We start from the raw sequence: 14,837 nt of genomic DNA on the forward strand, positions 1-14,837 counted from the left end.
TTCAAAGTTCAACATCGCGTTTCAGCGACTTTTATAATTTAACATTTCTCATTGAATCTGTCAACAACTTTTTTCTTTCGTTCCTGACGACGCTTATTAATTTACCATATTAATCATTTATTCGTCAACACTTTTTAAAAAAATGCCAAAATAATTTTATCTTGGCATGATATAAAGCTTAATAACCACTAATGCAGCAACACCGGGTAGGCCTAATAAACTTGTAATTGCAGCTGTACCCAAATTAATTGGAATATGAAAATCAAAATATGTTCCTACAACATTTACGATAAAGAGTAATGCTATTCCCAAAGTAACATGAAAAAGCGCTTTTCCTATAAAACGTAACGGCTTTGAAGATACACCAAAAACAAGAAAAATAAAAACTAGAGTAAGAATACCAACAATAACAATTGTAGAATTCATTTTCTTCCTCCTTATGAATGACCTATACACACTCATTTGTATGGGACAAGACGATAAAAAAGAACATGTATCATATAACTCCAATCGTTTTATCTTGTTCACCTTTATTTGACAACACTCCCTTCCTTCATACAAACCACTATTCGTTCTTCCCAAACGAAGTAACCACCAAATGTTTAACGAATAAAATAAAAGGTTCTGCTTTTTCAGCAGAACCTTTTACCATTGTTCCATTTTTACAGGACGACGTTTTGCTTCCTTTAACAAGAAGAAATATTTCGCTTCTGCTATTTTCAAAGAACAAAGTACATCTTGAGATGGTTCCACACTTTGTTCAACCATTTTCTTCTGACGTAACCATTCATTCTTCACTTTTTCTAACAGTACAATTAGCTTATCATCATACTCTTTGCGTAATTTACCCTTTTTTTGAAAGAACATTTTTGTTTCTCCTCTTATACTTCTCTACGACCTTCTAACGCTTTCGACAGTGTCACTTCATCTGCATATTCTAAATCTCCACCAACTGGCAGACCGTGTGCAATACGAGTTACTTTAATACCTGTCGGCTTTAAGAGGCGGGATATATACATCGCTGTAGCTTCCCCTTCAATATTAGGGTTTGTTGCTAATATTACTTCTTGTACCGTTTCATCGTGCAGTCGCTTTAAAAGTTGCGGGATATTAATGTCTTCTGGTCCAATTCCCTCCATTGGAGAAATAGCACCACGTAACACATGATATACACCTTGGTATTCTTTCATTTTTTCCATTGCGATTACATCTTTCGGTTCCTGCACAACACAAACAACCGATTGATCTCGATGTGAATCATTACAAATATAACAAGGATCACGGTCAGTAATATGTCCGCATACAGAACAATACGCTAAATCTCGCTTCGCATTCACAAGTGCTTTTGCAAAACCTAACACATCATCTTCTTTCATATCTAATACGAAAAATGCCAAGCGAACCGCTGTTTTCGGTCCGATTCCTGGCAATTTCATAAAACTATCAATTAGTTTTGATATTGGTTCTGGATAATGCATATATCAGTATCCTCCTAGAACATTCCACCCGGTAAGTTCAAGCCTTTTGTAAATTTACCCATTGTAGAATTTGAAAGTTCATCAGCTTTTTTAAGCGCATCATTTGTTGCAGCTAACACTAAGTCTTGTAACATTTCGATATCTTCTGGATCTACAACTTCTTCTTTCACTTTCACTTCAAGAATTTGCTTATGACCATTTGCAATAACTGTGATCATACCACCGCCAGCTGTACCTTCAACTGTTTTTTCGCCAAGTTCTTCTTGTGCTTTTGCCATATCTTTTTGCATCTTTTGCATTTGTTTCATCATATTATTCATATTTCCCATTCCGCCACGCATCATAATTAATTCCTCCTAATTATTATTACTCTTTTATTTCGATAAGTTCTTGTCCTACTAATTTTACCGCCTCTTCTATAAGAGGGTCTTCTTTTTTCTCTGGGCTTTCTTCAGAACTTCCGCCTTCACGCTGTAAAAAATCTTCACGGATTTTACCCCATTCACTTTTTGGAATGGCAATCATATTTAATCTTTTACTTAGCAATTCAAATAAAGCTTGTTCCACTGTATCCATAGCTTCTCGATTTTCACTTGCCATTTTACAGTGAATTTCATATTGAAACGCTAAAACGTAAGTATCATCCGAAGCCGCTACCGGTTCGCTATTTTCTAATAAAACAGCAAATGCTACTTTGTTGTATGCTTTGAGTCTTCCTAACAACTCACCCCACACGGCTTTTAGTTGCTCTAAATCTTGACGCTTTGCTTGCTTTAATACTTCATTTACGCGTCCGACAGGAATCTTCATACTCCCTGTCCGTACCGGCTTTGGTGTTGCACGTGTCTCTCTGACTTCCTGCTGCACACCGGCCGGCACACCATTCTTTTTGACTTGTTCTAACTCTTTCTCCAATTGCTGCATCCTGTTCATAATTGCTTGTAAACGATCTGCACCGTTCGCTTGCATCATAAACTGTTGACACAGTTGTACCATAACAACTTCTAAGAAAATCCGCGGATGATTTGTCCACTTCATTTCCTGTTGTCCCTTACTAAGAGTATGAATGATTTCATAGATTACTTCCGGTTGCATTTCTTCACTTAACATCCGGAATTGCTCATCTACCATTACTCGTTCCAACATATGTTCCAATTGTGGCGAAGTTTGATATAAAAGCATATCGCGATAATAGTAAATGAAATCCTCCATAAAGCGAACTGGATCCTTCCCTTTACCCATCATCTCATCTATGATACGTAATGCTCTTGATACATCATTTTCACGTATACATTCTACTAAGTTACCTAAGTATTGCTGAGAAACGGAACCTGTTACAGCTAATACATCTTCTGTCGTAACTGTCTCATCACTATAAGATATTGCCTGATCAATAAGACTAAGCGCATCACGCATACCACCTTCAGCGGCACGTGCAACGATTTGTAACGCCTCATCTTCCACTTGCGTACCTTCATTGGTCACAACCGTTGATAATCTCTCAACAATATCATTTACTGATATCTTTCGAAATTCAAAACGTTGGCAACGCGAAATGATTGTAGGCGGTATCTTATGCGGTTCTGTTGTCGCCAAAATAAAGATGACATGTCCTGGCGGCTCTTCTAACGTTTTTAAAAGCGCATTGAAGGCACCCATAGAAAGCATGTGAACTTCATCAATAATGTATACTTTATATTCTACAGCACTTGGAGCATATTTTACTTTATCTCTAATATCTCGAATTTCATCTACACCGTTATTTGAAGCCGCATCAATTTCTAATACATCTGAAATGGATCCTTGCGTAATCCCCAAACAAGAAGGACATTCATTACAAGGTTCAGCTACCGGAGCATGTTCACAGTTGATTGCTTTTGCAAATACTTTTGCAATTGTCGTTTTCCCTGTCCCCCTCGGTCCAGAAAATAAATAAGCATGTGAAACTTTCTCTTGAAGAAGGGCATTTTGCAACGTTTTTGTCACGTGCTTTTGACCAACTACATCTTCAAACTTTTGCGGTCTCCATGTTCGGTATAACGCTTGGTATGACACGAAAATACGGCCTCCCTCAAAGGTTATTATCTCATTTATTATAACCCATTCTGTTTATAGATTCCAAAAGTTATTTTCTATACAAAAAACCCACCTTAATATTAAGGTGAGTTTTGTATACATATATAACTGCCGTGCACCTTCTGTCGATTACGTACCATAAGCGTTACTCAAGCAGTTAGCTCGGTTCAGGCACTCCTGCGGCACACGAGAAGACCCGCTTATTGCTGCTTCCTTCCGGACCTGACAAGGTTCACGGGGTCCCGTTGCGCAGGACCCAAACGTCAACACCACTTACTTAAGGCAGACCTTACAGCAACATAACCTCGAGAAGGGATTCGGCCTCGCTAGAGCGGATTGCGAGTATAGGGCACCGCTACCTCCCCGCTTAGCACGGCAAAGTTAAAACCAATATTCGGTTGCCTTGATTAAAGGCATTATCAGTATAACTTGTTTTTTTATAAAATGCAAATACGTTAATTCTCTTTGCTTTTCTCTAATTTCTTGATCGCTTTTCTTTTTTTGCGAAGCTCTCTAAAAAAGTTTGTTAACAACGTACCACATTCTCCCTCTAGTACACCAGCCACTACTTCACATTGATGATTAAAGCGTTCATCCGTTAAAAGATTCATCAATGTCCCTGCACATCCACCTTTCGGATCACTTGCACCATATACAACTCGCTTCACTCGTGATAAAACAATTCCACCCGCACACATCGGACAAGGCTCTAATGTTACATATAATGTCGCATCTTCTAAACGCCATGTCCCTAATTTTTTGCACGCCTCATCAATAGCTAACAACTCAGCGTGAGCTATTGATCTTTGCTCAGTTTCCCTTAAATTATGAGCAACACTAATTACTTCACCATCTAACACTATAACTGCACCAATCGGTACTTCCTGTATTGCCTCTGCCTTTTTAGCCTCTTCTATTGCTAACTGCATAAAATAAATATCTTGATCGTGTTCCATACTATAGTCCCTTCCTTACAAATAACGTACACTAATTTCCATTTACTACACGTGGGATAACTTTTACAAATTCAATCCACCCTAATAAAAACGAGAGGGGATTACATATGAAGAATACTGCCTTACTCATTATCGATATGATTAATGACTTTCAATTTTCACATGGGCCTACCCTAGCCAAAAAATGCGAAATTATAACAAACCCTATTTTACAATTAAAGAAAACAATGAAATCCTTTGGCTATCCCATAATTTATGTTAATGACCATTATCAACTTTGGAGATCTGATATTGATCAATTAATTACTCATTGTACAAATGAGTACAGTGAAAATATCATTCGTAAGATTGCCCCAAATTCTGATGATTACATTTTTATTAAACCACATTACTCTGCTTTTTATGAAACACCTTTAAATTCTTTATTAGGTCATTTAAAAATAGAAAATCTAATATTAACAGGAGTCGCAGGGAATATATGTATCCTCTTTACAGCTAACGATGCTCATATGAGAAATTATACACTGTATGTACCACAGGACTGTATTGCCTCTAATCATGATCAGGATAACTTGCATGCTTTAAAAATAATGAAAGCCACATTAAAAGCAAATACAATACCGTCATCTCAAATAAAAATTAATTAATACATATATCTATTTTCTAACTTTTTATATCAAATTAACCCGCTCGCTTCCCTCTTGTGCTACAATAATTCTGTTTTGTGTTTTTAGTAGTCACGGTAAATCACTGATTGAAAGGAGGAAACAGCGTGACCGGAGTACCATTTATCACGGTTGAAGGACCAATTGGTGTTGGAAAAACTTCACTTGCGAAGGAAATTTCAACTCACATGCAACTCCACTTACTAAAAGAGATTGTTGATGAAAACCCCTTTTTAGGAAAGTTCTATGAAGACATCGACGAATGGAGTTTTCAAACAGAGATGTTCTTTCTTTGTAATAGATACAAACAATTAGAAGATATTAACATAAAGTTTTTGAATCAAAGGAAGCCAGTAGTAGCAGATTATCATATATTTAAAAATGTAATTTTCGCATCCCGTACATTAAAAGATTCTCAATACGATAAGTACATGCAAATCTATCGTATCCTTACACAAGATATGCCTGTACCAAACGTAATCGTTTATTTAACGGCTAGCTTAGAAACATTACAAGCACGAATCGCAAAGCGCGGAAGAGAATTCGAAAAAAATATGGATCCAAATTACTTACTACAGCTCACAAAAGATTATGAAACTGCCATGGATACTTTTAAAAAGGATCATCCAGACATCCCAGTATTGAAATTTAACGGAGACGATATGGATTTTGTAAAAAATCCTGATGATTTAAACGTCATCCTATCTGCCCTTCAAAATACTCTCTTAAAGGAGTCGAAATAATAATGAATTTAAGGCAAAAATATGATATACCAAATGACGCAGTAATCACGATTGCTGGAACAGTAGGTGTCGGTAAATCGACTATGACAACTGCATTAGCTAACGCTTTAGGCTATCGCACATCATTTGAAAAGGTAGACTCTAACCCGTATTTGGACAAGTTCTATGCTGACTTCACACGCTGGAGCTTCCACTTGCAAGTGTACTTTTTAGCAGAACGCTTTAAAGAACAAAAAAGAATTTTTGAATACGGTGGCGGCTTTGTTCAAGATCGCTCTATCTATGAAGACACTGGCATTTTTGCAAAGATGCATCATGAAAAAGGGACAATGACAGAAACTGATTATGAAACATACAAAGGTTTATTTGACGCTATGGTCATGACTCCTTACTTCCCTCATCCAGATTTACTAATTTACTTAGAAGGTTCTTTCGATGATATTGTTGATCGTATTCAAGAACGTGGACGTCCGATGGAACAGCAAACACCAATTGAGTATTGGAAAGAGATGCATGGACGTTACGACAACTGGATTAATAACTTTAATTCATGCCCTGTTTTACGATTAAACATTAATGAATACGATATTTTAAAAGATGGCGATTCCATTGAACCAATCATTAAAAAAATTGGCCATTTTTTAAAACAAACACGTAAACTTGTAAAATAAAAAACCCGTGCATACGCACGGGTTTTTCTATTAAATTACTTCTTCTTTGTTGGAGCAATAATTTCACTCTCAGGTTTTCCAGCGTTAATACGCTGACGAACAGTACTTGTACTAATATCATATGTTTCAGCAATCTCTTTAACAGTCATTTCTTTTCCGTTAATCATTGCTGTTAATACTTTACCTGTACGTTTTGGAGCTGCTTCTTTCTTTACAGCTGCTTTTTCAACTTTTTTTGGTACCTCTACTTTTGTTGCAGTTTGCTTTACATCACAAGTGCAACCACAAAGTTTACGGAATGTATCATCGCTAATAATGCGTGAAACATTTGCACCACTGTTTAAAATTCTATTGTTCTTACAGACAGGACATTGTACATAATATAAAGTTTTTCCATCTAAAGGAAACGTTTGTATAATAAGATCCATGTTGACTCCTTTCATATCTATGAAGATAATCATCGGAATATGAGTGTGTAATAAGGAGAAAATCGCCTTACACCATACTTTATGATTGGTTTTAAAATAAAAACTCGTTACGTGTTGGTAACGAGTTCTCCAATCTCCACTTATATGCGCTGTTGTCAATTATATCTGGAGGAGGTAGAGGGATTCGAACCCCCGCGCGACTCTCGCCGCCTGTCGGTTTTCAAGACCGATCCCTTCAGCCAGACTTGGGTATACCTCCATATTGACATCAAATATAATATCAAAAGAAAAACAGTTAGTCAACCCTACTAAAATAAATTATGAGGAAAGGAAAATTTTACTTTCCCTCTCCTACATTATAGTACTGACAACGCTCATAATTACCAATCACTCATACCGATGAATGTTTATAAATTTACTTAATAACTGTTTTTCCTCCCATATAAGGGCGAAGAACTTCTGGAATTATAATTGTACCATCTTCTTGTTGGTAGTTCTCTAAAATAGCTGCCACCGTACGTCCAATTGCAAGACCAGATCCATTTAATGTATGAACATGTTCTGGTTTGCCGTTTGACTCACGACGGAAACGGATATTTGCACGTCTCGCTTGGAAAGCTTCAAAATTACTACAAGAAGAAATTTCACGATATGTGCCATAGCTTGGAATCCATACTTCGATATCGTATTTCTTCGCTGCTGTAAATCCTAAATCGCCTGTGCACATGCTCATAACACGATATGGCAACTCTAATAATTGTAACACGCGTTCTGCATCATTTGTTAGTTTTTCTAACTCTTCATAAGAATCTTCTGGTTTTACGAACTTTACAAGCTCTACTTTATTGAACTGATGCTGACGAATTAAGCCACGTGTATCACGGCCAGCTGAACCTGCTTCAGAACGGAAACAAGAGCTAAATGCAGCATATCTTATAGGTAATTGCTCTTTATTTAAGATTTCATCACGGTGCATATTCGTTACAGGTACTTCAGCTGTCGGAATTAAGAAGTAATCTTCACTTTCAATACGGAATGCATCTTCTTCAAATTTCGGAAGTTGTCCTGTCCCTGTCATACTTGCACGGTTTACCATATATGGAGGTAATACTTCTTCATATCCGTGCTCATCAGTATGAAGATCCAGCATAAAGCTAATTAAAGCACGCTCTAATCTTGCGCCAGCACCTTTATAGAATACGAAGCGGCTTCCTGTTACTTTCCCAGCACGCTCAAAATCTAAAATCCCTAAATCTGTAGCAAGATCCCAATGAGGTTTTGGTTCAAAAGCAAATTCTTTCACTTCTCCCCAAGTACGTGCTACCACATTATCATCCTCTGTTTCACCAACTGGAGCAGATTCATGAGGGATATTGGGGATAGATAACATTAATCTTTCTAAATCTTCTTCAACTGTACGAAGTTCATTATCAAGATCTTTTACTTTTTCTCCAACTTCACGCATCTCTAGAATTAGAGCTTCTGCATCTTTCTTTTCGCGCTTCAATACAGAGATTTGTTGAGAAACTTCGTTACGTTTACTTTTTAGTTCCTCTGTTTGAACAAGTAGTTCTCTTCTTCTCGTATCCAGCTCTTCAAAGCGACCAAAATCAGTTAAATCTTCGCCTCTATGCTGTAATTTTGCTTTTACTTCTTCAAAATTTGTACGTAAAAATTTAATATCAAGCATTATATACTCCTCCTTTTATTTTATAAAACACAAAAAACTCCCGTCCCTATATAAAGGGACGGGAGTTAACCCGCGTTGCCACCCTAGTTGAAAGCATTACCGCCTTCCTCTCAAGTAGAAATAACGGCTCTTCACCGGGAATGTTTACTAATCATAAAGATATTCCACATTCCATTCCAGGATGGATTCACAAACTGTTTCTATCGATTTCCACCAACCATCGACTCTCTATAAGAAACGGCATTTGTTACTACTTCCTATCAACACGCTTATTTTATAAAATTGTTACCATCAATTTACTATAATCTTATACAAGTTGCAAGTTACTTAAACAACTTTTTTCATTTTCGCTTCTTTTACCATTTCTACAAAGTATGCTGTCACACGATGATCATCCGTTAATTCCGGATGGAACGAAGCAGCTAAAAACTGATTTTGTTTTACTGCTACCATTCGATCACCATGTGTGGAAAGTACTTCAACATCATCAGCTACATTTACAACATACGGAGCACGGATAAATACACCAATAAATTCTTCCCCTACACCTTTAATTGAAAGTGCGGCTTCAAAGCTATCTTTTTGGCGTCCGAACGCATTGCGCTCTACTGTAATATCCATAGCACCAATATGTGCTTCTTCATAGCCAATAAGTGTTTTTGCAAGAAGAATCATACCTGCACATGTACCAAACATTGGTTTACCAGACTTCGCGAATGTACGAAGTGGTTCCATGAAAGCATACTTATCAATAAGACGGCGCATTGTTGTACTTTCACCGCCTGGTAAAATAAGACCATCAATCTCTTCAAGTTGCTCTATACGCTTTACAACAACAGCTTCTGCACCACTTGCTTCAACTGATTTTATATGCTCACGAACTGCACCTTGAAGACCTAGTACACCGATTTTCACCATTTTAAAGTTCTCCTTCAATTACCATCCACGCTCTTGCATGCGTTGTTCTGGTAATAACGTTGAAATTTCGATACCTTTCATCGCATTACCTAATCCTTTAGAAAGGCTTGCAATTAGTTCATAATCCTCATAATGAGTCGTCGCTTCAACGATTGCGCGTGCAAATTTCTCTGGATTTTCTGATTTGAAGATACCAGATCCAACAAATACACCATCCGCACCAAGTTGCATCATTAACGCTGCATCTGCTGGTGTTGCTACACCACCTGCTGCGAAGTTTACAACTGGCAAACGACCAAGGCGTTTAATTTCAAGTAGTACTTCATAAGGAGCACCAGTATTTTTTGCATATGTCATTAACTCATCTTCACGTAGACTTGCAACTTGACGGATTTCTGCATTGACTTGGCGCATATGACGCACTGCCTCTACAATGTTTCCTGTTCCTGGTTCACCTTTTGTACGAAGCATAGATGCACCTTCTGCAATACGACGTGCAGCTTCTCCGATATCACGGCAGCCACATACAAACGGAACTGTGTAATCACGTTTATTTAAATGGTATACTTCATCGGCAGGAGTTAACACTTCACTCTCATCGATATAGTCTACCCCTAATGATTCTAATACACGTGCTTCTACAAGGTGACCGATACGGCATTTTGCCATAACCGGAATTGACACCGCACCCATAACTTCCTCAACGATTGTTGGGTCTGCCATACGAGAAACGCCACCTGCTGCACGAATATCTGCTGGTACACGCTCTAGTGCCATAACGGCAACTGCGCCTGCCTCTTCTGCAATTTTTGCTTGTTCAGCGTTAATTACGTCCATAATAACGCCGCCTTTTTGCATTTCTGCCATTCCACGTTTTACACGTTCTGTCCCTGTTACATTTGTCATGTTACTAAAACCCCCCTAGGTGAATTGCTTTTCCCCGTTAAAGGCGAAAATTAAGAATACTCTTACATTCTACCACTAACCATCAGATGCTTGTCTACTACTTTTTCATAAAGTCGGTATGAAAAATAGGAATAAGAAAAAGCCCCTACAATGAGGAGCTTTTAAAACCAACCTTTTACTGTATCAACAGCACTATTCCATATACCACTAAAGAAAGAACCGATTCCACGCATAGAGCGAGTAAACCAATTCGCTTCCTCTACTGCAGATGTTGTTACAAGATCTATTTGTAATGACTTACCAGATAAAAATCCAGGGTCATTCGCATCTTTTGGTTTAATTTCCATTTGGCCAAGTGAAGCTCCTTTTTTAATAGGTGCCTCTTGTCCCTTATTTGCTTCTTTTAATTCTGTTTTATAAACATCTTTACTTCCTTTTGGCACCGGAAGTGAAACAGCTTGCTTTGTTTGAACTGCTACATCTTTATCTTTAGCATTTTCTACTCGTACTGTTTCTTGTCCTTTTACTGAAGAACCTTTTTTATGTAATTGCTTCATTTCAAAATTAGCAAATCCATAATCATATAGTTTCTTTGTCTCATCAAAACGTGCCTGACGAGAATTTGTTTTAATAACTACAGAAATAAAGCGCATTCCATTTCTTTCAACCGTACCAGTGAAACATTCTCCTGCTTCAGGAGTTGATCCTGTTTTCAGGCCATCTACACCATCATATGCCCTAGATAAACCTTTTAACATCCAATTCCAGTTCAACATTTGAAATTTCTCTTTTTCTGGACGGAATTCTTTATTAGGAATTTTTGCTGTATCTAATACTTTTGGATAATCTTTAAGTAAATGCTGTGCTAAAGTTGCAACATCCTTCGCAGACATTTTATTTTCTTCATCCGGTGTTGTACCCGCAGGGTGCATTCCTTTTAAATCTTTGTTCGTTAAACCTGTAGAATTAACAAATTTATAATTTTTTAATCCTAGTTCTTTCGCCTTATCATTCATCATTTTTACGAAATCTACTTCTTTACCCGCAATTGCCTCTCCTAGTGCAATTGTTGCACCATTTGCAGAGAAAATTGCCATTGCTTCATATAACTCTTTTACTGTATAAGTGCCACCATTTTCTAATGCAACATTTGATAATGAAGCATCTTGTGAAACTTTATACGCATATTCAGAAACCTTAATTTTTTGATCCCACTTAAGTTTTCCTTTATCCACTGCTTCATGAACTAAATATTCACTCATCATCTTTGTCATACTAGCAATTGATAATAATTCATCTGCATTCTTTTGATATAAAATTTTCCCAGAATTCGCTTCAACTAAAATTGCTGCACCTGCTTCAATGTTTAAAGCAGCTCCTGTTTCTGCTGATGCATTGCTATATGGTAACAACACACTACAAGCTAGTGTAAGCATCGTTACTACAGCAATGAACCTTTTGCAAAACATACCTTTCACTTTTGCTACCCCCAATATCTATGTACTCACATAACCGTTATTCTAACATAATCAAAAAAAAATAGACAGAGATATCAAATCTCCGTCTATTTGTATATGAGACATTATAATGAGTAGTTTGGAGCCTCTTTTGTAATTTGTACGTGATGAGGGTGGCTTTCACGTAAACCAGCACCTGACATACGAATGAATTGTGCATTCTCACGTAGGAATTCTAAATCTTGTGCTCCACAATATCCCATACCAGCACGTAATCCACCAACTAATTGATGAACTGTATCTGCTAAAGGTCCTTTATATGGCACTCGACCTTCAATACCTTCTGGAACAAGTTTTTTATTTCCTTCTTGGAAGTAACGGTCTTTACTTCCTTTTTCCATCGCTCCGACAGAACCCATACCACGATATACTTTAAATTGACGACCTTGGTAAATTTCAGTTTCACCAGGGCTTTCAGCAACACCAGCAAACATACTACCTAACATAACAACGTGTGCTCCTGCTGCTAAAGCTTTAACCATGTCTCCAGAATACTTAACACCACCGTCAGCAATAACTGGAATGCCGTGTTTACGAGCTTCTGTTGCACAATCATAAACCGCTGTTAATTGTGGTACACCAACGCCAGCTACAACGCGTGTTGTACAAATAGAACCTGGTCCAATACCAACTTTAACTACGTTTGCACCTGCTTCAATTAATGCCTTTGTTGCTTCAGCAGTAGCAACATTTCCAGCGATAATATTTAGTGATGGATACTTTGCACGAACTTCTTTTACTTTATCAATAACACCTTGAGAATGTCCGTGAGCTGTATCAAGTACGATTGCATCTACGCTAGCTTTTACTAATGCGTCGATACGAGTCATAGCATCAGCTGTTACACCAACCGCTGCCCCAACTAATAAGCGCCCTTGCTTATCCTTCGCGGAATTTGGGAATTCAATTACTTTTTCAATATCTTTTATTGTAATAAGCCCTTGTAATACACCGTTGTTATCAACAAGAGGGAGTTTTTCAATTTTATACTTCTGTAGGATCTTTTCAGCTTCTTCCAGCGTTGTACCAACTGGAGCTGTAATTAGCTTTTCTTTTGTCATTACGTCGGAAATCTTGATTGAGTAGTCTTGGATAAAACGCATATCGCGGTTTGTAATAATACCAACTAATTTTCGCTCGTCTAAATTATTTACAACCGGTACACCTGAGATACGGTATTTTCCCATAAGATGCTCTGCATCATATACTTGATGTTCTGGAGTTAAAAAGAAAGGATCTGAAATAACGCCACTTTCAGAACGTTTTACCTTATCCACTTGCTCGGCTTGTTGTTCGATAGACATGTTTTTATGAATAATTCCCAAACCGCCTTGACGAGCCATTGCAATAGCCATATCTGCTTCTGTTACTGTATCCATTCCTGCACTAATTAACGGGATATTTAACTGTAAGCTTTCAGATAAAACTGTTTTAACACTTACTTCTCTTGGTAGTACATCTGACTTTGCTGGTACAAGTAATACGTCATCAAAAGTCAAACCTTCTTTAACAAATTTAGATTCCCACATAATTGTTCCCCCCATGATACCAGAAATTATTATTAGTAGCTTATCAATTGGTTAAAATACTGTCAAGGACGTATATATATGTTAGAATTTTTAGACAATAAAAGGAGCGTAATATATGCATCAAACACATAGTACTTGGCAGCAATTAAGTTTCTTCTTTTCATCTCAAAATGTACAACGTTATCTTGCCCGTTGTTATGAAAAATCCTCCATACAAGATGCTGAAAAAAAAAGTTTCGAAAATTGTTATCCCTTTATTTATTACTTAGAACATGGAAAAAATTATTATGAATTATATAAGGTAGCCCCCTTTTCGATTCAGCCCATGTTATTGTTTTATGGAATAAGCCAACTTTTTAAAGCCTGCTTACTAACTATTGATCCTAATTACCCAGAATCCACTACTGTTTTAGCTCATGGCGTTACGACTCGTAAACGAAAAAAACAAGGGTATCAATTTTTAGAAGATGAGGTGAAGGTACAAAAAAACGGATTATTTACTCATGTTGCAGAACAGCTATTTCACATGAAACACTTAGAAGCTGAAAAGTTTAACATGCTAGATTTAATGGGTAATATTCCTGAATTACAAAATTTATTTCGCTATAGTCAAAGAGGGGCCACTTTATATAAAATCGATTCAACAAATACAAATGAACTTTCTTTTTCGGTCAACATACTAGATCGACTCCATATGACTACAGAAAGATTTTCACGTTACATCGAATCAACTTGTAAGCATTTATCCATACAACCTGTCTCCGGGAAAACAAGCGGATCGAATTTGCTTTTTACAGCTCCTATCCAGTCTTGGAACCCTATATATAGTACGCCCTTATACTACGAATATCTTGCTGATATTTATTACTTACCAATTACAACTGACCCAAGAAATCCTAAACCAGTATTACCTGAACTTCTTGTTCATTATTTATTGCTCTACAATTTAAGTATGATTTCTAGATACGAAACAGATTGGTGGTATGATTTACTTGGGAGCTATGGCTCTGAAGATTACCCATTTATTTATCAATTTCTTACTATTTCTGCTCAAAAAATCCCTTACTATATTTCATCTTTTTTACTAACAGAACCAGGCCTATTTCATGGGAAATAAAAAAACACAAGTCAAAAGACTTGTGTTTTTAGTTGCTTGGCGACGTCCTACTCTCACAGGGACAAGGTCCCAACTACCATCGGCGCTAGAGAGCTTAACTTCCGTGTTCGGTATGGGAACGGGTGTGACCTCTCTGCCATCAT

Annotated in this window: 16 protein-coding genes, 1 tRNA gene, 1 rRNA gene, 1 other RNA gene and 1 other annotated feature; of the genes, 4 read left to right on the forward strand and 15 right to left on the reverse strand. The window is 37.2% G+C overall.

Annotated features, from left to right (window positions below):
- Positions 1 to 156: 156 nt before the first annotated feature.
- From KI369_RS03275 to tadA, 7 genes are all read right to left on the reverse strand, one after another.
- Positions 157 to 426, reverse strand: a complete 270-nt coding sequence (locus KI369_RS03275; RefSeq protein ID WP_212955034.1) for a pro-sigmaK processing inhibitor BofA family protein — start codon at positions 424 to 426, stop codon at positions 157 to 159.
- Between the two features lie 219 nt (positions 427 to 645).
- On the reverse strand, positions 646 to 867 hold the full coding sequence (locus KI369_RS03280) for a YaaL family protein (RefSeq protein WP_088233332.1): 222 nt from the start codon (positions 865 to 867) through the stop codon (positions 646 to 648).
- 14 nt (positions 868 to 881) lie between these two features.
- Positions 882 to 1,478, reverse strand: a complete 597-nt coding sequence (gene recR, locus KI369_RS03285) for a recombination protein RecR (protein ID WP_000559169.1) — start codon at positions 1,476 to 1,478, stop codon at positions 882 to 884.
- A 14-nt stretch (positions 1,479 to 1,492) separates the two neighbouring features.
- On the reverse strand, positions 1,493 to 1,819 hold the full coding sequence (locus KI369_RS03290) for a YbaB/EbfC family nucleoid-associated protein (RefSeq protein WP_170930109.1): 327 nt from the start codon (positions 1,817 to 1,819) through the stop codon (positions 1,493 to 1,495).
- Between the two features lie 25 nt (positions 1,820 to 1,844).
- Positions 1,845 to 3,533 carry a DNA polymerase III subunit gamma/tau gene (gene dnaX, locus KI369_RS03295; protein ID WP_144616422.1) on the reverse strand — a complete coding sequence of 563 codons (1,689 nt, stop codon included), beginning with the start codon at positions 3,531 to 3,533 and terminating at the stop codon, positions 1,845 to 1,847.
- Positions 3,534 to 3,665: 132 nt separating this feature from the next.
- Positions 3,666 to 3,930: signal recognition particle sRNA large type (ffs, locus tag KI369_RS03300), an RNA gene on the reverse strand.
- Positions 3,931 to 4,009: 79 nt separating this feature from the next.
- Positions 4,010 to 4,510, reverse strand: a complete 501-nt coding sequence (tadA, locus tag KI369_RS03305; RefSeq protein ID WP_212955035.1) for a tRNA adenosine(34) deaminase TadA — start codon at positions 4,508 to 4,510, stop codon at positions 4,010 to 4,012.
- Positions 4,511 to 4,617: 107 nt separating this feature from the next.
- Here tadA and KI369_RS03310 point away from each other — a divergent pair, with 107 nt between their 5' ends.
- The 3 genes from KI369_RS03310 (at position 4,618) to KI369_RS03320 (ending at position 6,589) form a co-directional block, all read left to right on the forward strand.
- The gene (locus tag KI369_RS03310; protein WP_212955036.1) at positions 4,618 to 5,157 is read left to right on the forward strand and encodes a cysteine hydrolase family protein; all 540 of its coding nucleotides are present in this window, start codon (positions 4,618 to 4,620) and stop codon (positions 5,155 to 5,157) included.
- A 125-nt stretch (positions 5,158 to 5,282) separates the two neighbouring features.
- The gene (locus KI369_RS03315; protein ID WP_212955037.1) at positions 5,283 to 5,918 is read left to right on the forward strand and encodes a deoxynucleoside kinase; all 636 of its coding nucleotides are present in this window, start codon (positions 5,283 to 5,285) and stop codon (positions 5,916 to 5,918) included.
- Between the two features lie 2 nt (positions 5,919 to 5,920).
- Entirely contained in the window at positions 5,921 to 6,589 is a 669-nt protein-coding gene (locus KI369_RS03320) for a deoxynucleoside kinase (RefSeq protein WP_098778593.1), read from the forward strand.
- Positions 6,590 to 6,624: 35 nt separating this feature from the next.
- Here KI369_RS03320 and KI369_RS03325 read toward each other — a convergent pair whose 3' ends face one another.
- The 7 genes from KI369_RS03325 to guaB all read right to left on the reverse strand — a co-directional run bounded on the left by KI369_RS03325 (position 6,625) and on the right by guaB (position 13,577).
- Positions 6,625 to 7,017, reverse strand: coding sequence for a sigma factor-like helix-turn-helix DNA-binding protein (locus KI369_RS03325; protein ID WP_212955038.1), 393 nt, complete (start codon positions 7,015 to 7,017; stop codon positions 6,625 to 6,627).
- Positions 7,018 to 7,183: 166 nt separating this feature from the next.
- Positions 7,184 to 7,276: transfer RNA gene (locus KI369_RS03330), tRNA-Ser, on the reverse strand.
- A 156-nt stretch (positions 7,277 to 7,432) separates the two neighbouring features.
- Complete coding sequence (gene serS / locus KI369_RS03335) at positions 7,433 to 8,707, reverse strand: serine--tRNA ligase (RefSeq protein ID WP_212955039.1); 1,275 nt, start codon at positions 8,705 to 8,707, stop codon at positions 7,433 to 7,435.
- A 51-nt stretch (positions 8,708 to 8,758) separates the two neighbouring features.
- Positions 8,759 to 8,980, reverse strand: a binding site (T-box leader).
- 54 nt (positions 8,981 to 9,034) lie between these two features.
- Positions 9,035 to 9,625, reverse strand: coding sequence for a pyridoxal 5'-phosphate synthase glutaminase subunit PdxT (pdxT, locus tag KI369_RS03340; protein WP_000238772.1), 591 nt, complete (start codon positions 9,623 to 9,625; stop codon positions 9,035 to 9,037).
- A gap of 18 nt (positions 9,626 to 9,643) precedes the next feature.
- Positions 9,644 to 10,531, reverse strand: coding sequence for a pyridoxal 5'-phosphate synthase lyase subunit PdxS (gene pdxS / locus KI369_RS03345; RefSeq protein WP_000186157.1), 888 nt, complete (start codon positions 10,529 to 10,531; stop codon positions 9,644 to 9,646).
- 161 nt (positions 10,532 to 10,692) lie between these two features.
- A complete protein-coding gene (locus KI369_RS03350) occupies positions 10,693 to 12,000 on the reverse strand; it encodes a D-alanyl-D-alanine carboxypeptidase family protein (protein ID WP_212955042.1) in 1,308 nt (435 codons plus the stop codon).
- 113 nt (positions 12,001 to 12,113) lie between these two features.
- Positions 12,114 to 13,577 carry an IMP dehydrogenase gene (guaB, locus tag KI369_RS03355; protein ID WP_212955040.1) on the reverse strand — a complete coding sequence of 488 codons (1,464 nt, stop codon included), beginning with the start codon at positions 13,575 to 13,577 and terminating at the stop codon, positions 12,114 to 12,116.
- A gap of 115 nt (positions 13,578 to 13,692) precedes the next feature.
- Here guaB and KI369_RS03360 point away from each other — a divergent pair, with 115 nt between their 5' ends.
- A complete protein-coding gene (locus KI369_RS03360) occupies positions 13,693 to 14,694 on the forward strand; it encodes a YaaC family protein (RefSeq protein WP_212955041.1) in 1,002 nt (333 codons plus the stop codon).
- Positions 14,695 to 14,728: 34 nt separating this feature from the next.
- Here KI369_RS03360 and rrf read toward each other — a convergent pair.
- Positions 14,729 to 14,837 (reverse strand): 5S ribosomal RNA (rrf, locus tag KI369_RS03365); the annotation flags it as partial.

The sequence above is a fragment of the Bacillus sanguinis genome, from assembly GCF_018332475.1.
Lineage (GTDB): Bacteria > Bacillota > Bacilli > Bacillales > Bacillaceae_G > Bacillus_A > Bacillus_A sanguinis.